The sequence below is a fragment of the Psychrobacter sp. M13 genome, from assembly GCF_030718935.1.
Lineage (GTDB): Bacteria > Pseudomonadota > Gammaproteobacteria > Pseudomonadales > Moraxellaceae > Psychrobacter > Psychrobacter immobilis_G.
Genome location: NZ_CP132194.1, coordinates 1,312,499 through 1,334,587 on the forward strand (window position 1 = coordinate 1,312,499; position 22,089 = coordinate 1,334,587).

The window sequence follows — 22,089 nt, forward strand, 5'->3', positions numbered from 1 at the left end:
AATATTATTCGCTACTGTTATCAAATGCTATTGAGTAAATTATTATGAACACATCACTTGTCAATCAATCTATCCCTGTTCCAACCCCTTATTATTTGCTTGATGAAGCGGCAATAGTCGCTAATATGCAGGTTATTGCTCGTCTGTGTGAACTGTCGGGCGCTAAGGCGTTACTGGCGCTAAAATGTTTTGCCACGTGGGGGGTGTTTGAGGCTATGCAGCCTTATCTGCATGGTACAACCTCATCATCATTGAATGAAGTGCGCTTAGGGTTTGAGACCTTTGGTAAGGGCAAAGACGATACCAACAATAAAGAAACCCATGCCTATAGCGTGGCCTATAGTGCAGACGAAATCCCTGAAGTATTGAAATATGCTGATAAAATTATCTTTAATTCACTCTCGCAATTGAACGCTTTTAAAGAGCAGGTGGCAGCACAGAACACTCCGGTAGGATTACGACTGAACCCCAATACCAGCAACTCGTCCTTTATCATCGCTGATCCTGCGCGACCCTTTAGTCGTTTGGGTGAGTCTGATAAAGATAAAATATCTGAAGTTTTGAGCGATATTACAGGGGTTATGATTCATAACAACTGTGAGAACGATAGCTTTGAGGCTTTCAGTGAAAGCTTAGCCGATATCGAAGCTCGCTTTGGTGACATATTGCAGCAGCTAGACTGGGTCAGTCTCGGTGGTGGCATTCACTTCATCGCGCCCGATTATCCGTTAGAGCAGCTCGCTGCACGTCTAAGAGAATTTGGTGAAACTTACGGCGTACAAGTTTATCTTGAACCAGGTGAAGCCAGCATTCATGGCGCTGGCACGCTAGTCACTACCGTTTTGGATGTTATGACAAATGAGAAAAATCTAGCCGTAGTGGACTCTTCTATCGAAGCGCACATGCTGGACTTACTGATTTATCGTGAGTCTGCACCTATTTCGGCTATTAATCATCAGGTTGTAAGTATTGCAGCGCTTGCTGTTAGTCCTATTGACAATGATCCTGCTGATAATGGGTCAAGAGATGACAATTCAGCGGATAATACCATTATCTATGGTCGCTCTTGTTTGGCGGGTGATATCTTTGGCGAATATGCTTTAGCTGATACTTTAAAAGTAGGTGATCAAGTTGCCTTTGCCAATGCTGCGGGCTATACGATGGTAAAGAAAAACTGGTTCAATGGCGTTAACATGCCAGCGATTGTGATTCGTCGGCTTGATGGTAGTATCGATATACAGCGCGAATTTGACTATTCAGAATATAAGGCGAGCTTGTCTTAATCGCTGGGTTACTAATTGATTTTAAAGCAGTTATATTTTTATATAATGTAAATACTGCTTTGATTTAATACTTAATTATTCCTAAAAAGCTTATAAAAATTGTTATAATTATTACGGGTAGCGACAAGCGTCGTTACTTATCGGGTGCGTGGGTTTTCCTCGGTCTTCCTTTTTTATTCACGCACATCATTCATCTGTTGCTATATCGATCAGCTCAAGCTTAATAGGCAGTGGCGACGATAGGAACACAAAGGAGGATTGTAGCCTTGACTACACAAAATACATCACCAAAGAATTCAACTAAAAAAGACGTGCTCATTATCGGTGCAGGTGGCGTGGCACAAGTCGTCGCCCATAAATGTGCGATGCACAATGACGTATTGGGCGAGATTCATATCGCCTCACGTACGCTAGATAAATGCGTGGCTATTGCACAAAGCGTCAATGACAAAAACAGCTTCCAGCAGCCAGCGACTCTACATACGCATCAGATTGATGCGTTAGATACCAAAGCTTTAATCAGTCTAATAAAAGAGACTGGTATTCAAATCGTCATTAACGTCGGCTCGCCGTTTCTTAATATGAGCGTGTTAGAAGCTTGTATCGAAACAGGCGTGGCTTATATCGATACCGCTATTCACGAAGATCCACGCAAGATTTGTGAGACGCCGCCTTGGTACAATAACTACGAATGGCAACGCAAGCAGCGCTGCGCCGATAATAATATCACCGCAATCTTAGGCGCAGGCTTCGATCCTGGTATGGTCAATGCTTATGCGCGTTTGGGCTACGATATGATGGATGCAGGCTCAGTCACTGACATTGATATCATTGATATTAATGCAGGCGACCATGGTAAATACTTCGCCACTAACTTTGACCCTGAGATTAACTTTCGTGAATTTACGGGTACAGTTTATTCTTGGCAAGATAGCAAATGGCAGTCGAATAAGATGTTTGAAGTCAAACGTACCGATGATCTACCTATCGTCGGTATGCGCGACAGCTATCTGAGCGGTCATGATGAGATTCATTCATTATCGGCTAACTTGGATGTGCCAAATATTCGCTTTTGGATGGGCTTTGGTGAGCACTATATCAATGTGTTCACAGTACTGCAAAGCTTAGGCTTATTATCTGAGCAACCAGTAACGACTGCGGAAGGTCTAGAGGTCGTACCGCTAAAAGTAGTCAAAGCGGTGCTACCAGACCCAAGCTCATTGGCGCCTAACTATACGGGCAAGACTTGTATTGGCGATAAAGTCAAAGGCAAGATCGACGGCGTTGATACTGAGGTATTTATCTATAATATCTCTGATCATAAAGAGGCCTATGAGGCGATGGGTAGCCAAGGTATCTCTTATACCGCAGGCGTGCCACCCGTTGCTGCTGCTATGCTAGTCGCTACTGGCGAGTGGGATGCAGGCAAGATGGTCAATGTCGAGGAATTAGATGCCAAGGCGTTTATCAATCTATTAAACAAGATTGGCCTGCCAACGCGTATTCAAGATGCAAACGGTGATCGTGCGTTAGAGTTTGAGATTTAATCGATAGTTTTTCAATCGATTATTTCTATGTAAAAAAGCATCCTATTGAGTTATTACTCGTTAGGGTGCTTTTTTAATGCTAGCTAGTAATGACTAAAACGCAAGTAGGCATAGGGTGCGTTACACGCACCGACACCTAGGTTACGATTGACATCAGTGCTTAAAAAGCACCCTACACAAAGTAAGTGAATTAGGTATTATAAGTAAGTTTGATACAAGGAAACCCGATTTTGTCCCTAGATAAATATAAAGTATTCAATCTAATTGAAGATGTCAGCGCCTTAAAAGTATTGATTATTTTAGAATCGCCCCATGTTGATGAATATATCCATGGGCATCCAGCAGCAGGCGAGTCCGCACTTGAGCTCACGCAGTTTTTAATCTCGCAAGGCTATCTAAATGACTTCGATGCGCAATTACCTATAGGCTGTAATATTAAAACGCTGCACTATAAGCCGCTTGGTATTTTAAATTGTTCTACTTTGCCAATGAACGGAGTATTTTATCCCTGTACTTTGACTGATGACGAGCGCTCACAAGTCGATATGCTGGTAACGGTTAAGCAAAACTTGGCGCAGAATAATAGCAATGAGCCGATTGATTTAATTAAAACGGACATTTTTCAAGACTTTACTAGCCGCTTAACTCAAGTGCTTGAGCAAGCGCCCGCCGATATTATTATTGTGCCTTGTGGTGATACTGCTATTGGGTTTATCGATGTCTTCGTGTCCCGTTATCATCAACCACTAAAAGTATTAGACGGTTTGCCACATCCCACCGAGCCTGATTGGCATGCTAAGATAAATCGCATTCGATTGACTGACCTCATCGCACCTGCGTTACTACCGTAATTTTCGAGGCTTGAACTTTATAAAAAGCGATTGTTTTTATCCGCCAGCGATATTTTGGTCGCCAAAGAGACTGCGCCACTGTAGTGGGTGCATAAAAAGGTAAAATGTGAGCAATAAAAAAGCCAAATACCGCTAAGTATCTGACTTTTTATAATTTTTCAAATATAACTTCTTTATCCTTTTTAAGGTAAAGCTAAAGCTTTGAGAAAAACTTATGCGTCGGTACTACCAAAGCGGCTGCCAATACGGCTTTTATGATGCCACCTATGATAAATGGATATAAGCCGAACTGTAATAGGCTCTCACTCGGTACGAAGAATGACAAATGCAGTAGACCAAATACGAATACCGCAGCAGTGGCGACGAGGGCGACTAGCGTGCTCATCACATAACTCTTTAGTATGCCTTTATCACTGAAATAACCTAGGATAGCAACTGCCGCGATAAAGCCATAAAGGTAGCCACCTGTAGGGCCAAAGAAGGCAGCAATGCCACCAACGCCATTAGCGAAAACAGGCAGACCTATGGCACCTTGCGCTAAGTATAACAATACCGCTGATATACCTGCCTTTCTACCTAAGGCTAAGCCTACTACTGTTACGGCTAGAGTCTGCCCCGTAATTGGCACAGGATACATAGGTACTGAAATTTGCGCAAATAAGGCAATCATCAGCGAGCCGAAAACAACTTTGATAAAAAAAGCTGCCTGCTCATTGGTGAGAAACCACTGCTTTGTTGAGGTTAAGAGAGCTGTCATAGTTAATCCCTTACTATTGATTTGTTATCAATTTGTGGTTATTAATTTTAGTTAACGCTTGTATACTGAGGCTCAAAGTATATCATTGCTTAGACAGTTTCAACTTTTATTTAGAGTCATGCGGACGATGTTTTTATGGTAATTAATAGAACAACTGGGTCAATCACAATTTGGGTCTATGATGATGAAGGTGCTAGCGCGTTAAGTGTGCAATCTGCGCTAGTAACTATGCAGCAGAAGCTACCAGAGAATTTGATCACAAAGGTGCAAACAATCTCTAGCCAAGACATTATCGATAACGTGCTTAATGATAAGCTCAATGATGAAACCAAAAGTATTCTAATCATGCCAGGTGGCGCAGATTTGCCTTATTGCGACAAGCTAAATGGACTAGGCAATGATAATATTCGTCAGTTTATTAGCGAAGGCAACATTTATATTGGTATCTGCGCAGGCGGCTATTATGGCGCGCATGATATTAAGTTTGCAGGACAAAGTTCTGAAGAAAGCTATGAGATAAATGGCGCTCGTGAATTAGCGTTATTCTCAGGCACAGCTATCGGTAGTATAAGTGAATTTACTGATGGACAGCTGTACGATGAAGCGGTGAAGTCTAAAACTATAGTTAGCTTAGACTATGCTAACGGGCAGCAAGACGAGGTTTATTATCATGGTGGCGCGTACTTTGTAGCGGATAATGACGCTGAGTTTAATATTGTGGCGACTTATAGTAATGGCAAAAACGCGGTTGTTAGCGGCAACTTTGGGCAAGGCAAATATTTGCTTTCAGGCGTGCATTTTGAACTATGCCCTAGGGTATATCAGCAATATGCAGTCGCAAAAACAGATAATGCAGATATTGAAAGAGAGCAGTCTTTATGGTTGGCTATTAATCATGAAGATTACGGAGCGCTGATTTATCGGGAAATTGCGAGGATGGTGGAAGGGGTTTTTCTTAGCAATAAACAAGCATAATCACCACAAATCAAAGTGCCATTTAAATACCTCGCGTAGGGTGGGTTAGCCTAAGCATAACCCACCAGATTAAGGCTCTATATTAGTGACATAAATAAAATCTCTATTCAGTAACCTGCCTTACCTTACTCAAATAAATCAAAAACAATGCCCCAGCTAGTAAAGCGATAACTATAGCCCTCTTTCTTATTGCTTAATTAATAGCAGTGGTTTACTTTTAAAGTCTTAAAAAGACTCTAACTACCAAAGAAACCGATATGCACATTCCTAATAAATTCCAACAAAACGATGACAAAGAGCTTTTGACGCTGATACGTGATTATCCTTTTGCCAACTTAATTACCCATTCTGCATTAGGTGTCGAAGCCAACCATTTGCCTATCTCTATCAGCTGGCAGGGCGATAAGCTCTATCTGCATGCGCATATTGCTAAGGTAAATACGCTTTGGCAATCCGTTGCTGAAGGCTCTGAGGTGCTGGTTATTTTTAATGGGCCAAACGCTTATATTTCCCCGAATCATTATCCCACCAAGCAGCAGACAGGCAAGGCGGTGCCGACTTGGAATTACGTTGCCGTACATGTAAAAGGCACTATTCGCTTTATTCATGATCCTATTTGGATACATCAGGCGCTTGAGACCTTGACGGCTGAGCATGAATCCAACAACGATAAACCTTGGGCAATGTCCGATGCACCAGCGACTTATATTAATAAAATGCTACCAGCGATAGTTGGGATTGAAATAGCGGTCACCTCAATGACAGGGCAGTGGAAGCTTAGTCAAAATCAGCCAGAGATTAACCAGATTGGCGTCATTAAAGGTTTATCCGAGCAGAAGAGCACTAATGCAGACAAAGTAGCGGCTATGATACAAGCGCAGCAGTAACATTAATAAGTCTGAAAGGCATGACCATGAATATTTTTACTGAGCAGATTATAAAAGTTCTAAATAATTATGATGATGTAGAAAGTTTATATTTGAACATCAATAAAATATATAAAGAGATACAAATAGCTCAACCTTGGCTTGAACCTTTTGCTGTAAAACTAGATAAAACGACAAACCACCTAGAATTTTATTACTATTGCGCAGAAACTCACTTAGAAAATTGTGTGGTAATATCCACAAAGAATGAGTATGGCTTCATTTTTGGAGACTCACACAGGTGGAACTTATGTGACGACTATAATATGAATAACGCAAAAATAGCTGAATTGCTGATGAGTTGGAAGTGTCTTTCTATACCTTTGAAAGTAAAAGATGTTAAAAAATTGATTTTAGAGGGCTATTGGAAGTTTGATGTCGGTGTAGTACCAAAGCTCAGCTCAGATACACCAAAAGATACTTGTGAATTAATCAGTTGGGATGATAAGTGTATATTAACAGGTACGAACAAAGACAATATGTGCGTACTATCAAGAAAAGAGTGGGATGAGCTAATTTTAAACGAGAATAAATTTATATAGATATTTAATAAGGAACTCACTTTGCCAAACAATCTAACCGATATTACTAATTATCTACTTGAACTGGACGCGCTAAAACTGGTTAATCGACGCACCTATATCGACGGCGGACTGCGCGTTGAGAACTCAGCCGAGCACTCTTGGCATTTGGCGATGGCTTGCTGGACGATATCTAGAAGTTTTAAACTTGAAGTATGTGAAGAGAAGCTACTTAAACTAGCGCTTATTCATGACTTAGGCGAGATCGATGCTGGCGATACCTTTCTTTATGACGTTAATAGAGATAGCGCGCATAATGCCGAGCGAGAAGGGGTGCAGCGTTTACAGGCTCATCAAGGTAATGCGGTTATCGAGCTATCTGAATTATGGGAGGAGCAAGAAACTGGCACAAGCCCTGAGACTAAGCTGCTTAAAGTTGTCGATAGACTGCTGCCGTTTTTGCATAATATCAATAGCGAGGGCAGGACATGGCGAGAGTCAAATGTCAAAAAGTCCCAAGTTGCGAATGCCCATGCCTTTATTTCTGATAATTTTCCTGAGATTCATGCTTGGATGTTTCATCAATTAAATCTAGCGGTACAAGCGGGCTGGTTGATCAATGAATAATTAGATATTGTCGACAAGGTGACGTAATGAGTTCTCTAGAATTAAAAGCACCACCCGTGCTGCAAGTAATAACCATAGCATTTGCAATGTATGGCTTATCTGGACTATTTCCAAACTTACAGGTCATGGTTTTTGGTACAAAGTGGCTGGCAAGTGGCTTAGCTGTAGTAGGTATGGCACTAGCCATAATGGGTATATTGGCGTTTAAAAAAGCGCAAACCACTGTCAATCCGCATACTCCCGAAAAATCAGTCAGCTTAGTTACTAAAGGTATTTATAAATATACTCGTAATCCCATGTATTTAGGCATGCTACTGGTTTTATTAGGTTGGGCATTTTATTTATCCAACTTTGCTGCTTTATTGGTTCTGCCTATCTTCATTATTTATATGAGCCGTTTCCAAATTCAGCCTGAAGAGCGCTTTATGAAGCAGAAGTTTGGTGATGAGTATCGAGCTTATATAATGAAAGTAAGACGATGGTTGTAGAAATATTAATCATAACGGAAATAGAAATATGCAACTCGAAATCAACATCGTTGACGCTTTTACTGACACAGTGTTCAAAGGCAACTCAGCCGCAGTGATTACCACTGATAGCTGGCTAGATGACGCGCTGATGCAGTCGATAGCTATGGAAAACAACCTATCTGAGACGGCCTTTTTAGTAGCGGACGATTCAGATAAGAAAGAGCAAATAGCTAAAGTAGCTACTTATCATATTCGTTGGTTTTCACCGCTAACTGAGATTGCGTTTTGTGGTCATGCGACTTTGGCATCTGCTTTTGTACTTTTTAAGAAGAACCCTGATGTAACCACGATCAAGTTTGTAGCGAAAGCCGTCGGTACATTATCAGTTGTGCAGACGGATTCAGGCAAAATTCAAATGGACTTTCCTAATACTAAACCTGAAAAGATTGATGACATTCCTGAAAATTTATTGGCAGGTCTGTCTATCGTGCCTGTTGAAGTCTATCGTAACTCGCAAGCGTATTTTGTCATTTATAGTGCTGAGGCTGACGTGTTGACGGTTGAGCGTGATAATGAAGTCTTAAAGCAGCTCGCGCCTTTGGATGTGGTAGTCACTTGTCAAGCTAAGTCTGATAAATACGAGCAATACGATTTTATCTCCAGATACTTTTGGCCTGCGAACGGTGGTGATGAAGATCCCGTAACAGGCTCTATTCATACTGGACTTGCGCCATTATGGGCAGAGCATCTAGGTAAAAGTCAGTTGCTTGCTTATCAAGCCTCAAGTCGCGGTGGCGTTTTGGAATGTGAGGTGGCAGATGACCGAGTGCTCATCTCTGGTAATGCCGTGCAGTACATGACAGGCTTTATTACCGTTTAGCAGAGTGACATTAGATGAGGAGTTCAGGATGCCTGAATTAAAAACGCTAGCTCTTTTCTTTTTGACCGCTCTAGCAGAAATAATAGGCTGCTATTTGCCTTACCTGTGGCTGCGTGAGGGTAAAAGTATTTGGCTGCTTATCCCAGGTTCATTAAGTTTGGCTGCTTTTGTCTGGTTACTGACTTTGCATCCGACTGCTGTCGGTAGAGTATATGCTGCTTATGGCGGGGTATATATCGCCACAGCTATTCTGTGGTTATGGGCGGTTAATGGTATTCGACCTAGCATGTGGGATATTATTGGATCAGCGGTGGCGTTATTGGGGATGGCGATTATTATGTTTGCGCCGCGCAATGTTTAAGTAGTGCCCAAAAGTAGTGCCTAAAAGTAGTGCCTAAAAGTAGTGCCTAGATATTACTTTAGTACTGCATAAATAAGCTTTAATGAGCAAGCTTGTTAATAAGCACTTACTTACGTGCTGCTAGTGATTTGTTATAATATAGCGTACAAACTAACTATTCGTTTTAATACTTACTATTTTGGCTAATTAATTATTATCCGTATCCGTAAACTCTTTAAACTTGAGAACGCTCATATCATCCGTATGCCAAGCTCATTTGCGGTGAGCGATTTATCAATTTTATGGTAATTATGCAAGTATAAACAGGTGCTGTCTAATGACTATTCATAATGATGCTTCTTTAAATGACAAAAATTTTAAAGTATTGATCTTGCGTTCAGAAGATAATACTAAAAGTCTAGCCGATCAGCTCGCTACTTTATTAGTCTCAGGTAGTGTCTGGCTCTCAGGTGACTTGGGAGCGGGTAAAACTACGCTTACCCGTTATTGGTTGCAAGCCCTTGGTCATAAAGGCGCGGTCAAAAGCCCAACTTATACGCTGGTTGAACCTTACAGCATTGAGCAAGATGACGATAAAATTAAGCTGGTCTATCATACCGATCTATATCGTGTAGAAGATCCTGAGGAGTTATCTCTTATTGGGTTTGATGAATATCTTGATGATCCAAACGCTTTGATCATTATAGAGTGGCCGAGTCGTGCTGATGACTATCTACCACCACCACTATTATTCATTGATATCACCCAAGGCGTTGATGAATCGCGTCAAGTTGATCTGAGGCTATCAAAAGTAGGGCAAGCGCAGGGTTTGGATTTATCAGCTTTGCAAATCTAGCTTTTCCAATGCAGCTCTAAAAATTGGACTTTCAATTTTGCTTGTTCAATAGGCTTTATAATTCTTAAATAACGATACCAGATAGCTATGCTAGATGAAAAACTACAGACCCGTATAAAAAAACTCTCACCGCTATTGATCAATCAATTGGCAGCGGGCGAGGTAGTGACGCGCCCATCGGCTGTGGTCAAAGAGTTGCTGGAAAACGCTATCGATGCCAATGCCACTCATATTGAGGTGCGTATCACTCAGGGCGGTATGGGTATGGTTGAGGTGGTAGATGATGGCGAGGGTATTCACCCTGATGATATGGTCATGGCAATCACTCGTCATGCAACCAGTAAAGTCGCTGATGTTGCCAATCTGCACGGTATTAGCACTCTAGGATTCCGAGGTGAAGCACTAGCAGCGACGGCTGCGGTTTCGCGCTTAAGCCTGAATAGTAGTCATGATGACAGCGGTATCGGTCGTCAGCTGCAAGTCTCTGGCGTACTGGCTGATGAGCCAAAGCTAGTACCTGTAGTTCGTACACGCGGCACGACTATTACTGTCAAAGATTTATACTTTAACGTGCCAGCAAGGCGCGGTAATCTAAAATCGATTGCCACTGAATTTGCTCATATCGAAACGATCGTCCGTGAAGTCGCTTTGGCTCACGCTGATGTGGCGCTGAGTTTATTCCACGACAATAAAAAACGCTTATCATTATCTGCTCAGGCGCAAGGTAATAAGGCTAATAGCCTAAGCAATACAGATAATCGATTACCCCTATCTAGACTAGAGCAAGCGCTGGGCGTAGCTTTGGTTGACAATGCACTAGAGGTCAACGTAGATTTGACACCGCTCATGCAGCAAACCTCTGACTCCAATCTACAATATCCAGCAGCTGATTTTATGACTTCTATAGCTAGCATTAGTGGCTGGCTATGGCCAAGCTGTGATGCTCAAGCTAGTAGTGCTCTACTGCCAAAGCTGCTATATATCAATGGTCGTCTGGTCAAAGAGCCACTCATTAGCAATCAGCTACGCCAGCTGGCACAGAGCGAGCAGCTGGGTAGTATGGGTTATGCGCTTTATTTTGAGCTACCGCTGCACTGGCTTAATATTAATGTGCACCCGAGCAAACAACGTATAAAGATCAGTTCTTTGAATAATGTAATGGCGCATCTTAGCCATGCTGTCAGCATGCAACTAAAGAGTATTGAACGTAAAGAAAATAGCAGCGCAATTACTGATGTTAATACTGAAACTGATGTTAGTACTAGCAGTCAAAAAGTTCAACACTCCTCAAAAGTAGAAGAAAGCCTACAGCCTTATCGGCACTCAATGGTGGATGAACCATTAGCCCTTGATAATTTAGTTGCTAATAGTTATGCCAAAAGCAATCAATTAGTCGTCAACTCTAAATTAAATCCACGGGTAAATTCTACTGATGATACCGTTGTAGCTAATGCTATAAGTGGTTTTGAGTTGCCCCAAAGTTTTGAGTTGCCTCGATGTTTAGAGGTCATTGATAGCTTAGCCGAGTCACTAGAGTTAGATTCAATAAATAGCCTAAGCCATCTACCTTGGCTGCTATTCTATAGGACAGGTGAGATGGTGCTGATTAGTCAACAAGCTTGGCAGGCGAGCTTAGTCGCATTATTTAAGGTAAGCTCACTAGCTATTTATAAAAACGTGACAGATGCCGCTGATATTAATCAGCAGCTGGTGAGTTATGCGACTCAAATGTCCAAACCTGATTTTATAGCTTTTAAGGCTGATATTGATAATATACTCACCACCAAAGCTATAAAAACTTTAGACAGTGCTCAACTCATAGCACTACTGCTATCTCCTTATTCTCTTTAAGCGCTTATCATGAGCGGCAAAGGCCAGTCTATGTCTTACACATCTAATAACGCTTCTGGTCTTTTGACTACGCGCTTGCCTGAGAATAGCGTGGTCTGTTTAATGGCACCGACCGCTAGTGGCAAAACTGCACTGGCTTATGAGCTATATGATACGAGGCGTTATGAGCTAATTTCGGTAGATTCGGCACTGATATATAGGGATATGAATATCGGCACTGCCAAGCCAACAAACGCTGAGCTGGTACGTTACCCGCATCACTTGGTCAACATTATTGACCCAACGCAAAGTTATAGTGTCGCCGAATTTGTCAATGACGTAGCAGTCCTTATCGACAGCTGTCACCAAAATGGCAAAATACCGCTATTAGTTGGCGGCACTATGATGTATTACATGGCACTGCTTGAGGGATTATCCCCAGTGCCCGATAGCATTGATGAAGTGCGCAGGCAAGTTGAACAGTGGCGTCAAGATGATGGCATTGATACACTTTATGCTTATTTGGGTAAAGTCGATGCCACAACTCATGCGCGTCTTAAGCCTACTGATACTCAGCGTATTACACGCGCTATTGAAGTGTACAAACAAACAGGGATAGCGATTAGTGACTGGCAAAAAAAGCCTAAGCAGGCACTCGCACATAATACGAAGCAGCAATGGCACGTATTAGCGGTAATGCCTGATCGGCCTTGGCTACATCAGCGTATTGAGCAAAGATTAGATATTATGTGGGATGAGGGGCTTATCTCTGAGGTTGTTGATTTGTTAAGTTGCTACCGATTAACGCCCAATATGCCGTCTATGCGCTGTGTTGGCTATCGGCAAGTACTGGAATACTTAGTACAGAGTAATCATCCCGTATTTGAGCAAGCCCATTTAGACAAAGCCGCGTTTTGTAGCGCATTTAAGCTAGAAAAAAATGGCACAAAGTCCTCACAAAATATAGACGTTGAGTTTTATGAGGATGAAAAAGCGCTGGCTTATACTGACATGCAAAATAAAGCACTATATGCCACAAGACAACTGGCAAAACGTCAGTACACTTGGCTGCGAAAATTGATGCAACTAAAATCAAATACCTCTATTAATAACCAACAAATAAATTTACAGGTATTTGACTCTATGATAGAGGTAAGGACAAGTTTGCATAGAGATTAATGGGAAATGATTTTTTAAGCTATTGATAGCATATTTTGCTCTGATAATAAGTTGCAAATAAACGCTATAGAAACTGCTATACTGATGACCGCTTTAGCATTTAATTTTAATTGAGCATTATATATCATAATCATTTGAAACAGTTTTTAAGTGTTAGCTATACTAATGCCATTTAAAAACAAGTAGTTAGATGTAAATCTACAATAGCAGTCAAGAAATAACAGTTAAGTGAAATGAAGGCCTATTTGGATACGTTTTACCCATAAAAAACATTTTGTCAGTCTTGTATAATCATTATAATGACCTTAGTGTCACTAAAACTGTTTTCGAACTGCCAATTTTGAGGTCAATACTTGTAACTCTGTTTCATGTTAAATAAGTAAAGCGCTATACTCAAAATATAACATTATAATAATAAGGAGAGATTCCATGTCAAAAGGACAAACCCTACAAGATCCGTTTTTGAATTCATTGCGTAAAGATCGCATTCCCGTATCTATTTTTTTAGTTAACGGTATTAAACTACAAGGTCAAATTGAATCTTTTGATCAGTACGTGGTGTTACTCAAGAATACTGTCAGCCAAATGGTTTATAAGCATGCCATTTCAACGGTTGTGCCAGCACGTAATCCACGTACTGGCACCGCGGCCAGTAGTAGCAGTGCACAGGCATCATCAACTAGCACGGGCTATCAAGGTAGCAACCCTAGCAGTGGTTTTGAGCGTGGCAGTGCTAATACGGGCACTAGTGGTTTCGAAGAGCGTGGCTTTGCCTCAAACCGTAGTGGCTTCAATCGCGGTGGCTTTAATCAAGGACAGGAGCGCGGTGGTTTTGGACAGGAGCGCGGCGGCTTTGGACAAGAGCGTGGTGGTTTTGGACAGGAGCGTGGCTTTGAGACGCCAGCAGATACTTCAAGCTTTGAAGATAAAGCTAATGATGATTCTGATAATAGCTAAATTCTGAGTAATGAATTTTGTACTCCGTAGAGCTCAAATTTATATTCTCAGCTACTTAGCATTAAACCTACTATCGTAATAGTAGGTTTTTTTATGGCATAATTTTATCTTATGACTTTCGATAATAAGGTACTACCAATACTCCAGCATCTGCGCCTATTTATATCAGCTTTATTATAGTAAAATGCTTTATCAACAATGAGTTTTGAGTGAATTTATGAGTCAGCCCAATCGATCTTTAAGTCATGAGCAGTATATTACCACGGCTATAGAGGCCATCAATACTGAGCGTGCCGCTTTGAGCCTACTGACTGAGCAGATTGATGATCGCTTCGCACAGGCTTGCGATATCATTTTGGCGTGCGCAGGCCGAGTTGTCGTGACGGGTATGGGCAAGTCGGGATTGATCGGGCGCAAGATTGCTGCAACTTTTGCCTCAACGGGCACGCCTGCGTTTTTTATGCATCCAGGTGAGGCAGGTCATGGCGATTTGGGTATGCTGGTCAAAGGTGATGTGTTGTTAGCCATCTCCAACTCTGGTGAGTCCGATGAGATCAAGACTTTGCTACCCGTGGTCAAACGCTTAGGTATTCCGCTGATCAGTATCAGTCGTGACCATCGTGGCATGCTACCAAGTGCAGCTGATATCGTGCTGACATTGGGCAAATCACAAGAGGCCTGTCCGCTGAATCTAGCGCCGACATCGAGCACTACTGCAACGCTCGCCTTAGGTGATGCCTTGGCAGTCGCTTTGGTGCATGCGCGTAATTTCACTTCAGAAGATTTTGCTTTGTCGCATCCTGCAGGCGCGCTAGGTCGTCAGCTATTGACCCGCGTTGAGGATTTGATGCATACCAGCTTCGAGCATCTGCCTATAGTCGATCAACAAGCGCCGCTAAAAGAGGCGCTATTCACTATGAGTCATGGTCGCTTGGGTATGACAGTGGTGACAGATGAAGATAAAAAGGTAGTTGGCGTGTTTACTGATGGCGATCTGCGGCGTGGCCTTGAGAAGGGGATCGATCTTGATACTCCTATCTATAAAATAATGACCACCAACCCGCGTCAAGTCACTAAAACCATGCGCGCATCAGATGCGCTAAGCGTTATGAATGAGAACGCCATCAGTCAATTATTGGTCATGGATGAGCACAGTCATTTAGAGGCCATCATTACGGTACATGATTTATTACAAGCGGGTGTTAAGTAACCGTCACCTATTATTATTTCAATTATAGATAGGGCTTAGAGTACAACAAGTATTTAGAGTGCAATAGTCTTTAAGCTGAAATACCAAAAACATAATTAAAAGTATAAGAGAGCTATTATGCAAGACTTGATCAAAAAAGCGGCTCAGGTAAAGCTATTGGTACTGGATGTCGATGGTATACTGTCTAATGGTCAGATTATTTATGATGCCAATGGCGTAGAGACCAAGGCATTTTCAGTACAAGATGGTGTCGGCATCAAGTCATTAGCTCGCTATGGTATTTTGACCGCTATTATCACGGGTCGTAGTAGTCCTATGGTCGATAAACGCGCCCAAGAGATTGGCATCGACTATGTGGTACAAGGGCGTGATGATAAGCTGATTGCGTTAACCGAGCTGTTAGCTAGTATAGAGAATCTCAATATTAGCGCGGCAGATTGTGCTTATATGGGTGATGACTTGCCCGATATTAAGGCACTACAAACCGTTGGTTTTGCCGCGACCGTGCCTAACGCGCATTCTGAGGTAATTAATCGCTGCGACATGGTAACCACGCGAGCAGGCGGTTATGGTGCAGTGCGTGAGGTGTGTGATCTGATCCTAAAGGGACATGGTCATTATCAGGACTTTATTGCGCGGTACACTTTAGATGAGCTAGGGCCTACTACAAATAGCCCAAGCGCTAGTATGACAGCCCCAACCAAAACACAGGATAAATAATCGTGAATACTAAGGTGCTGATTGTTTTAGCGTTAATTATTGCTGGTATTGCGGGTTGGTTTTTTCAACAGCAAGGTAAAATAGAGCCGCCAATAAATATTGAAGCATCAGAGGTCGACTATGAAGCGACTGATATAAAAGCAGTCCAGACCAATGAGCAAGGCGAGACTGAGTATGAGCTAAACGCTGAATCACTCACTCACAATCCTCAGACTAATGAAGATGTGATGTCTGGTATTACCATGAATTGGCAGCCCTCGGATGAGCAGCGCTATATTATCCAATCGGGTACCGCGACCATTAACCAAGCGTCTGGCGATCTGCATCTGTATGGCGGCTTTAGTCTACTTAGTGAAGATAAAGTCAGCTCCGATATAGAGCCGATTAAAGTGACTGGTGCTGCGTTAAAGGGTAATACCAAGTCAAGGCAAGTCTATAGCGATGAGCCCGTAAAAGTTGAACAAGGGCTCAATCGTTTTGAGGCAGCTAGCATGAAAGCCAATCTTGAGACGGGTGAATATGAGTTCGGTCAAGTAGCCGTAAGCTTTACGCCTGCCGAGCGTCAAGATAAAGCGTTGTTTTAATCTAATGCTGGTTATTAAACAGTAGCAGACCCTATTATCAATACTAATTAAAAAAGAGCACTCTTTTATGAAATTAACTCGACTGTCTGCCCTACGCGCGCTACCGATCGTTATGCTACTAGCGCTGCCTATCTACAGCCATGCGCTGCCCTCAGATGCCAACCAGCCGATTAAGCTGTTAGCGGATAAGGCGACTTATAGTGAGCGCACTGGTATTACTAGCTATACAGGTACAGTGGTCATCACCCAAGGTACTTTTAAGATGACTGCTGATGACATTACGGTCAATCTATCACAGGGTCGTAGTATCAATTCAGCGGTGGCTACTGGCCGTCCAGCGACCATGCAACAAGTGGTCACTCAAGAGAAAGGTTTGGCTAAGGGTCAAGCTAATAAGATTGATTATAATGCGGTCAATGGCATCATCACTCTAACAGGCAATGCAAAGCTAGTGCAAAATGGCGCAAGCTTTGCAGGTAATGTTATCCGCTACAGTCTCAAAGCGGGTGATGTAGAAGCTACTGCTGGCGGCAATCAGCGCGTTGAGCTAGTATTTCCGCCGAACAGTAATACTAGCCAGAGCAGCTTGCGCTAATTGCAACATTTCTAACCTCGACATTTTTAACTTCGATGCGTTTCAGCGGCTAAGCTTTCTAACGGCTAGGTTCTTAATCAAGCAGCTTTTAGCTATTAAACTAGTCAACAACCTCGCCTACAATTTTATGCTAATAAGAGTAATTCATGAGTGATAGCAATACTAACCATATAGCCAATACTGATAACAGCGAGCCGTCTATACGTTTGGTTATGCAAAATTTAGGCAAGCGCTACAGCAAGCGCTGGGTAGTAAAAGACGTCTCGTTCTCAGTTGAGCAAGGACAAGTAGTAGGTTTGTTAGGCCCTAATGGTGCTGGCAAGACCACTAGCTTTTATATGGTAGTCGGGCTGGTCAATATGGATAAAGGACGCGTTACTTTGGGCAAAATGGATCTCTCCAAATACGCGATGCATGAGCGCGCCCGCGCTGGCATTGGCTATTTGCCCCAAGAAGCCTCTATCTTTCGCAAACTGTCTATCGAAGATAATATTTTAGCTATTCTACAAACTCGCAAAGAGTTATCTGCCAAGGAACAACGCCTTGAGCTTGAAAAACTCATCGGTGAGTTCCATTTACAACATGTCCGTCATTCCCTTGGCATGAGTGTATCAGGTGGAGAGCGTCGCCGCTGTGAGATTGCTCGTGCGCTAGCTGCTGATCCGAAGTTTATACTATTAGATGAGCCGTTTGCTGGGGTCGATCCTATCTCAGTAGGTGATATCAAAGACGTTATCTTAGCGCTAAAAAATCGTGGTATTGGCGTGCTTATTACTGATCATAACGTCCGTGATACTTTAGCTATTTGCGAAAAAGCCTATATCGTCTCCGAAGGCGCTATCATCGCTGAGGGCACACCAAAAGAGATTTTGGATAATGAATTGGTCAAATCTGTCTATTTAGGCAAAGACTTTCAGGTTTAGATTATTCTTGATCGCTTTTAGGTCTGTTTTCTAGAATCGTTTTAATCAATGATGTAGATTATTTCTATCTTTCATCTTGTTCTATTATTGTCTTTAAAAACCCTTATATTGACCCTATATACAAAGGCAAGTCTATTTAATTTGCTTATAGCTATAAGTAAGTTGCCTATCAAATTTTCTTTATATTAATTTTTCTTTATCTATTCTAATGTTAGTGATGACTTTATAACTCATGTCATAATCTCCTTTTATTCATTAAATTTAGTATTTCTGCACCCTATTTCATACTTTATATAAGGCTTAACTGTTATGGCAAAAAATACTAGTAGCTATGTTTGCCAAAACTGTGGGGCGCATTTTGGTAAGTGGGCAGGGCAGTGCTCTGATTGCGGTGAGTGGAATACCTTAGTCGAAGCGCCTAATGTCAGTATGCCCCATCATAATAAAGGCACTGCCAAGCCTAGACCCGCTACTCGTGCTACGCCTCGTAATACAGAGACAAGTAATGCAGGCTCTGGCAACTATTCAGGCACGCACAGCGCTGTCATGCCGCTCAATGCGGTTAGCGTCACTTTAGATGCGCGTATGCCAACGGGTATCAGCGAGTTTGACCGAGTATTAGGTGGTGGGCTAGTTGCAGGTTCAGTGGTGCTGATAGGTGGTGATCCAGGTATCGGCAAATCAACCATTTTGCTACAGACGGCGACTAACATGGCGCGGGCTGATTCGCTTGCAGGCAGTGCGTTGTATGTCACAGGTGAGGAGTCATTAGCACAAGTCGCTATGCGGGCTAAACGCTTAGATCTGCCAGCGGATAGACTCAGGGTGCTGGCTGAAACCAATGTCGAGACTATCTGTGCCGCGCTCACCCAAGAGCAGCCTGCTATTGCTATCATTGACTCGATTCAGACCATCTATACCGATGCCATCAATTCTGCGCCAGGCGGAGTCAGTCAGATTCGCGAGTCGGCAGCTATTTTGACTCGTTATGCCAAGCAAACGGGTACGGCGCTATTCTTGGTCGGTCACGTGACTAAAGAAGGTACGTTGGCAGGGCCAAGGGTACTTGAGCATATGGTGGATACGGTACTATATTTTGAAGGTCAATCCGACTCTCGTTTTCGCATGATTCGCGCAGTCAAAAACCGCTTTGGCGCGGTCAATGAGCTAGGTATCTTTGGCATGACGGATATGGGTCTCAAAGAAGTTGCCAATCCCTCAGCTATATTTTTGAGCCGCTATGACAAGCCTGTGGCAGGCTCAGTGGTTATGGTCAGTCGCGAAGGTACAAGGCCGTTATTGGTTGAAGTACAAGCGTTGGTCGATGACTCGCAAGGTCAGCCAAGACGAATGGCGCTAGGGCTTGATTTTCAGCGCTTGTCTATGCTGTTGGCAGTTATGCATCGTCACGGTGGTATTCATACAAGTGGTCAAGATGTGTATGTCAATGTCGTCGGCGGGGTAAAGGTCATCGAGACGGGCTCTGATCTGGCGGTACTGCTTGCCTGTGCTTCGAGCATTAAAGAGCGCGCGCTGCCATCCTCATTAGCGGTATTCGGTGAAGTAGGCTTATCGGGCGAGATACGCCCTGTACCTAATGGGCAAGAGCGTCTAAAAGAGGCAATGAAGCATGGTTTTAAGCATGCTATTGTGCCAAAATCTAACGCACCAGCGGCCAATTCAGCTCAATTTAAAGGTATAAATATCATTGCTGTTGAACGCTTAGACGATGCTATCGAAAAAGCCTTTGAGATATAAGTCATTCTAATTTATGAGCTAAAATACAGATTTATAAACTAGAATACAAAAACCGCCAAGCTGATATCAGTTTGGCGGTTTTTAATTGAGCCGTTTAATTGAATAAACAATCAAACTTTATAAATTTACAGTATTAAAAAGTGAGATTAGGGTCCTGAAACGCGCTCGATAGAGACGTTGCCAACACCCTTACTAGTGATGCCTAGTTGTTTGGCCGCACCGTAAGATAAGTCCATCACGCGATTACCATGAAACGGGCCACGATCATTGACCTTGACTACTACGCTTTTGCCATTGGTTTTGTTAGTTACTTTTACATAGCAGTTCAATGGTAGTGAGCGATGAGCTGCAGTTAAGCCATTCATATCGAAAGTCTCACCACTGGCAGTTTTGCGACCATGAAACTTACGACCATACCAAGAAGCAAGACCTGTCTGCTTGAATTTGCTCACTGAGTTTGAAGCGACAGCGGTCAAACGTTCTAATACATCTTCATCGTTAGATGACTGCGAGGTATTAGTAGCTAATAATGAGCTATTGAGCGCCAAAGAGGCTGGTTGACGCGCTGACTTAACCAAACTTGATGCACTATCATGCTGGCGGGTCAACTCACCAAGGACACGATCGATATGAGCGGAGTTGTCTTGCGCAAGAGCCGCTTTTGTTTCAGCCGCGTTAGCAGTAGACGCTATCGTAGAGCCGGCGAATAAACACACTGACACGGTAAGTAAACCAGATAAACGCTTATACATAGTTGAGCCTCTATAACTTAAATCTTAAAATCTGCTTAACCGCTAATGGGTTGTCACATGCTGAACTAAGTCAGATTTTAAGATTTAGTAAGTTTTAATTTATTAATTTGAAGGTTGTAAAACCTAGCGTTGGCTTACGTTCATTGTATTAGTGTTATCACTCATACTTGATTAATTTATATTCTATGATGAATGATTACTAATGAATTATTTAAGTAATAGCTTTAAAATTTTAAGTGCCAACTATACGGATGCGCTACAACTTGAATATAATTAATTGATACCTTTATAGGTATATATGTACAGATTGTGTATAAGAAATACATTAAAAAGAGAGTAACGCAAAATTATGTAAAAAACAAGATTTAAATGATGTAAGTAAAACTGAGCTTTTATCCAGTCTTATGAGTGTGAATGGACATCAGTAGTCCAAAGCCTGCCATCAAAGTGACGATAGCCGTACCACCGTAGCTGATAAAAGGTAGCGGAACGCCGACGACAGGTAAAATACCACCGACCATCCCAACATTGACAAATATATAGACAAAAAACGACATAGCGATAGCACCTGCCAATAGTCGACTATAAGTATCAGGATGAGTAAACGCTATGTATAGTGCTCGCAGTAAAAGGCAGGCATAGACGAACATAAGTAATAGGACGCCAAGTAACCCAAACTCCTCTGAAAATGCTGCGATAATAAAGTCAGTATGACCTTCAGGCAAAAAGTGTAAATGTGACTGCGTCCCATCCAAATACCCTTTGCCTGTCAAACCACCAGAGCCAATAGCTGTCTTAGACTGGATAATATTCCAACCAGCACCTTGGGCGTCGCCCTCAGGGTTGAACAGCGTTAATACTCGAGTACGCTGATAATCATGCAACAAAAATTGCCAAGCAATAGTAACTATCGGTACAGACAACGCCACCGCTCCAGCGATCATCCACCACGATAGACCTGCTAAAAACAATACAAAGAGTCCACTGGCAGCAACGAGTAGCGAGGTTCCCAAATCAGGCTCTTTGGCAATAAGGAGTACTGGCACGATAATCAAAGCCAAAACGACACCGATACTTGAAAACGTCGGCGGCAATTCACGCTTGGATAAATACCACGCACACATCATCGGCATACCAAGCTTCATAAACTCTGAGGGCTGAACGCTACCAAACCCCGGCAGATTTATCCAACGCTGAGCACCCATACGTACTTCACCAATGATATCTACTAACACCAGTAGGACTAGGCCCAGCATATAAAAAATAGGCGTAAAGGTACGATAAATGCTAGGAGGTATCTGTGCCATAACAAACATGACAATAAAGGCCACACCATAGCTGATAACCTGACGCAGGACCATGGCATTATCTTGAATGGAAGCGCTATAAAGGATAGTCAAACCGATACAACAAATAGTCAGTAGTAACAAGGTTAACCAAGGATCAATATGAATGCGTTGCCATAGCGTCGGCTCTTGACGTTGGCCTAAATGATGACTTTGGCGTGAAAAACGATACTGCGGATTAATGGACATAGGCAAAATTTGG

23 protein-coding genes are annotated in these 22,089 nt (G+C 42.5%); 20 read left to right on the top strand and 3 right to left on the bottom strand.

Translation table 11 applies throughout. The annotated features are described in order from the left end of the window. Positions 1-44: 44 nt before the first annotated feature. The 3 genes from Q9G97_RS05530 to Q9G97_RS05540 all read left to right on the top strand — a co-directional run bounded on the left by Q9G97_RS05530 (position 45) and on the right by Q9G97_RS05540 (position 3,681). Positions 45-1,283, top strand: coding sequence for a carboxynorspermidine decarboxylase (locus tag Q9G97_RS05530; protein ID WP_305900052.1), 1,239 nt, complete (start codon positions 45-47; stop codon positions 1,281-1,283). A gap of 266 nt (positions 1,284-1,549) precedes the next feature. Further along, entirely contained in the window at positions 1,550-2,830 is a 1,281-nt protein-coding gene (locus Q9G97_RS05535) for a saccharopine dehydrogenase family protein (RefSeq protein WP_305900053.1), read from the top strand. A gap of 230 nt (positions 2,831-3,060) precedes the next feature. Next, complete coding sequence (locus tag Q9G97_RS05540; protein WP_305900054.1) at positions 3,061-3,681, top strand: hypothetical protein; 621 nt, start codon at positions 3,061-3,063, stop codon at positions 3,679-3,681. Positions 3,682-3,874: 193 nt separating this feature from the next. On the opposite strand, the gene Q9G97_RS05545 is transcribed toward Q9G97_RS05540, so the two are convergent. Continuing rightward, positions 3,875-4,438: a biotin transporter BioY gene (locus Q9G97_RS05545; RefSeq protein ID WP_305900055.1), complete on the bottom strand. Its 564-nt coding sequence runs from the start codon at positions 4,436-4,438 to the stop codon at positions 3,875-3,877. Positions 4,439-4,573: 135 nt separating this feature from the next. Here Q9G97_RS05545 and Q9G97_RS05550 point away from each other — a divergent pair, with 135 nt between their 5' ends. From Q9G97_RS05550 to radA, 17 genes are all read left to right on the top strand, one after another. Next, positions 4,574-5,413 (top strand): BPL-N domain-containing protein, encoded by an 840-nt coding sequence (locus Q9G97_RS05550; RefSeq protein WP_305900056.1) that lies wholly within the window; start codon positions 4,574-4,576, stop codon positions 5,411-5,413. Between the two features lie 257 nt (positions 5,414-5,670). Next, positions 5,671-6,300, top strand: a complete 630-nt coding sequence (locus Q9G97_RS05555; RefSeq protein WP_305900057.1) for an FMN-binding negative transcriptional regulator — start codon at positions 5,671-5,673, stop codon at positions 6,298-6,300. Between the two features lie 26 nt (positions 6,301-6,326). Further along, a complete protein-coding gene (locus Q9G97_RS05560; protein ID WP_305900058.1) occupies positions 6,327-6,881 on the top strand; it encodes a hypothetical protein in 555 nt (184 codons plus the stop codon). A 21-nt stretch (positions 6,882-6,902) separates the two neighbouring features. Then, the gene (locus tag Q9G97_RS05565; protein WP_305900059.1) at positions 6,903-7,487 is read left to right on the top strand and encodes an HD family hydrolase; all 585 of its coding nucleotides are present in this window, start codon (positions 6,903-6,905) and stop codon (positions 7,485-7,487) included. Between the two features lie 26 nt (positions 7,488-7,513). Then, positions 7,514-7,975 carry an isoprenylcysteine carboxylmethyltransferase family protein gene (locus Q9G97_RS05570; RefSeq protein WP_305900060.1) on the top strand — a complete coding sequence of 154 codons (462 nt, stop codon included), beginning with the start codon at positions 7,514-7,516 and terminating at the stop codon, positions 7,973-7,975. A gap of 28 nt (positions 7,976-8,003) precedes the next feature. Next, on the top strand, positions 8,004-8,837 hold the full coding sequence (locus Q9G97_RS05575) for a PhzF family phenazine biosynthesis protein (protein WP_305900061.1): 834 nt from the start codon (positions 8,004-8,006) through the stop codon (positions 8,835-8,837). A 28-nt stretch (positions 8,838-8,865) separates the two neighbouring features. Further along, positions 8,866-9,198, top strand: a complete 333-nt coding sequence (locus tag Q9G97_RS05580; protein WP_305900062.1) for a YnfA family protein — start codon at positions 8,866-8,868, stop codon at positions 9,196-9,198. Positions 9,199-9,514: 316 nt separating this feature from the next. Then, on the top strand, positions 9,515-10,033 hold the full coding sequence (gene tsaE, locus Q9G97_RS05585) for a tRNA (adenosine(37)-N6)-threonylcarbamoyltransferase complex ATPase subunit type 1 TsaE (protein WP_201573058.1): 519 nt from the start codon (positions 9,515-9,517) through the stop codon (positions 10,031-10,033). An 87-nt stretch (positions 10,034-10,120) separates the two neighbouring features. Next, positions 10,121-11,884: a DNA mismatch repair endonuclease MutL gene (gene mutL / locus Q9G97_RS05590; RefSeq protein WP_305900063.1), complete on the top strand. Its 1,764-nt coding sequence runs from the start codon at positions 10,121-10,123 to the stop codon at positions 11,882-11,884. A 30-nt stretch (positions 11,885-11,914) separates the two neighbouring features. Next, a complete protein-coding gene (gene miaA, locus Q9G97_RS05595; RefSeq protein ID WP_305900064.1) occupies positions 11,915-13,042 on the top strand; it encodes a tRNA (adenosine(37)-N6)-dimethylallyltransferase MiaA in 1,128 nt (375 codons plus the stop codon). A 429-nt stretch (positions 13,043-13,471) separates the two neighbouring features. Beyond that, on the top strand, positions 13,472-13,999 hold the full coding sequence (gene hfq, locus Q9G97_RS05600; RefSeq protein WP_201573067.1) for an RNA chaperone Hfq: 528 nt from the start codon (positions 13,472-13,474) through the stop codon (positions 13,997-13,999). Positions 14,000-14,216: 217 nt separating this feature from the next. Beyond that, positions 14,217-15,209 carry an SIS domain-containing protein gene (locus Q9G97_RS05605; protein WP_201573070.1) on the top strand — a complete coding sequence of 331 codons (993 nt, stop codon included), beginning with the start codon at positions 14,217-14,219 and terminating at the stop codon, positions 15,207-15,209. 117 nt (positions 15,210-15,326) lie between these two features. Further along, positions 15,327-15,929, top strand: coding sequence for an HAD family hydrolase (locus Q9G97_RS05610; RefSeq protein WP_305900065.1), 603 nt, complete (start codon positions 15,327-15,329; stop codon positions 15,927-15,929). Positions 15,930-15,931: 2 nt separating this feature from the next. Continuing rightward, positions 15,932-16,513, top strand: coding sequence for an LPS export ABC transporter periplasmic protein LptC (gene lptC, locus Q9G97_RS05615; RefSeq protein ID WP_305900066.1), 582 nt, complete (start codon positions 15,932-15,934; stop codon positions 16,511-16,513). A 67-nt stretch (positions 16,514-16,580) separates the two neighbouring features. Next, the gene (gene lptA, locus Q9G97_RS05620) at positions 16,581-17,108 is read left to right on the top strand and encodes a lipopolysaccharide transport periplasmic protein LptA (RefSeq protein ID WP_305900067.1); all 528 of its coding nucleotides are present in this window, start codon (positions 16,581-16,583) and stop codon (positions 17,106-17,108) included. Between the two features lie 212 nt (positions 17,109-17,320). After that, positions 17,321-18,031 carry an LPS export ABC transporter ATP-binding protein gene (gene lptB, locus Q9G97_RS05625; protein ID WP_305900278.1) on the top strand — a complete coding sequence of 237 codons (711 nt, stop codon included), beginning with the start codon at positions 17,321-17,323 and terminating at the stop codon, positions 18,029-18,031. Between the two features lie 309 nt (positions 18,032-18,340). After that, entirely contained in the window at positions 18,341-19,789 is a 1,449-nt protein-coding gene (gene radA, locus Q9G97_RS05630; RefSeq protein WP_305900068.1) for a DNA repair protein RadA, read from the top strand. A 146-nt stretch (positions 19,790-19,935) separates the two neighbouring features. On the opposite strand, the gene Q9G97_RS05635 is transcribed toward radA, so the two are convergent. Then, positions 19,936-20,541 carry a septal ring lytic transglycosylase RlpA family protein gene (locus Q9G97_RS05635; RefSeq protein ID WP_201573080.1) on the bottom strand — a complete coding sequence of 202 codons (606 nt, stop codon included), beginning with the start codon at positions 20,539-20,541 and terminating at the stop codon, positions 19,936-19,938. 392 nt (positions 20,542-20,933) lie between these two features. Further along, entirely contained in the window at positions 20,934-22,076 is a 1,143-nt protein-coding gene (rodA, locus tag Q9G97_RS05640; protein WP_305900069.1) for a rod shape-determining protein RodA, read from the bottom strand. Positions 22,077-22,089 lie beyond the last annotated feature (13 nt).

Excerpts from the sequence above, each read along its gene's own strand:
- Q9G97_RS05530 (WP_305900052.1), top strand. The coding sequence starts at position 45 with ATGAACACATCACTTGTCAATCAATCTATCCCTGTTCCAACCCCTTAT.
- Q9G97_RS05545 (WP_305900055.1), bottom strand. The coding sequence starts at position 4,438 with ATGACAGCTCTCTTAACCTCAACAAAGCAGTGGTTTCTCACCAATGAG.
- Q9G97_RS05550 (WP_305900056.1), top strand. The coding sequence starts at position 4,574 with ATGGTAATTAATAGAACAACTGGGTCAATCACAATTTGGGTCTATGAT.
- Q9G97_RS05555 (WP_305900057.1), top strand. The coding sequence starts at position 5,671 with ATGCACATTCCTAATAAATTCCAACAAAACGATGACAAAGAGCTTTTG.
- Q9G97_RS05560 (WP_305900058.1), top strand. The coding sequence starts at position 6,327 with ATGAATATTTTTACTGAGCAGATTATAAAAGTTCTAAATAATTATGAT.
- Q9G97_RS05570 (WP_305900060.1), top strand. The coding sequence starts at position 7,514 with ATGAGTTCTCTAGAATTAAAAGCACCACCCGTGCTGCAAGTAATAACC.
- Q9G97_RS05575 (WP_305900061.1), top strand. The coding sequence starts at position 8,004 with ATGCAACTCGAAATCAACATCGTTGACGCTTTTACTGACACAGTGTTC.
- Q9G97_RS05580 (WP_305900062.1), top strand. The coding sequence starts at position 8,866 with ATGCCTGAATTAAAAACGCTAGCTCTTTTCTTTTTGACCGCTCTAGCA.
- tsaE (WP_201573058.1), top strand. The coding sequence starts at position 9,515 with ATGACTATTCATAATGATGCTTCTTTAAATGACAAAAATTTTAAAGTA.
- mutL (WP_305900063.1), top strand. The coding sequence starts at position 10,121 with ATGCTAGATGAAAAACTACAGACCCGTATAAAAAAACTCTCACCGCTA.
- miaA (WP_305900064.1), top strand. The coding sequence starts at position 11,915 with ATGTCTTACACATCTAATAACGCTTCTGGTCTTTTGACTACGCGCTTG.
- hfq (WP_201573067.1), top strand. The coding sequence starts at position 13,472 with ATGTCAAAAGGACAAACCCTACAAGATCCGTTTTTGAATTCATTGCGT.
- Q9G97_RS05605 (WP_201573070.1), top strand. The coding sequence starts at position 14,217 with ATGAGTCAGCCCAATCGATCTTTAAGTCATGAGCAGTATATTACCACG.
- Q9G97_RS05610 (WP_305900065.1), top strand. The coding sequence starts at position 15,327 with ATGCAAGACTTGATCAAAAAAGCGGCTCAGGTAAAGCTATTGGTACTG.
- lptA (WP_305900067.1), top strand. The coding sequence starts at position 16,581 with ATGAAATTAACTCGACTGTCTGCCCTACGCGCGCTACCGATCGTTATG.
- lptB (WP_305900278.1), top strand. The coding sequence starts at position 17,321 with ATGCAAAATTTAGGCAAGCGCTACAGCAAGCGCTGGGTAGTAAAAGAC.
- radA (WP_305900068.1), top strand. The coding sequence starts at position 18,341 with ATGGCAAAAAATACTAGTAGCTATGTTTGCCAAAACTGTGGGGCGCAT.
- Q9G97_RS05635 (WP_201573080.1), bottom strand. The coding sequence starts at position 20,541 with ATGTATAAGCGTTTATCTGGTTTACTTACCGTGTCAGTGTGTTTATTC.
- rodA (WP_305900069.1), bottom strand. The coding sequence starts at position 22,076 with ATGTCCATTAATCCGCAGTATCGTTTTTCACGCCAAAGTCATCATTTA.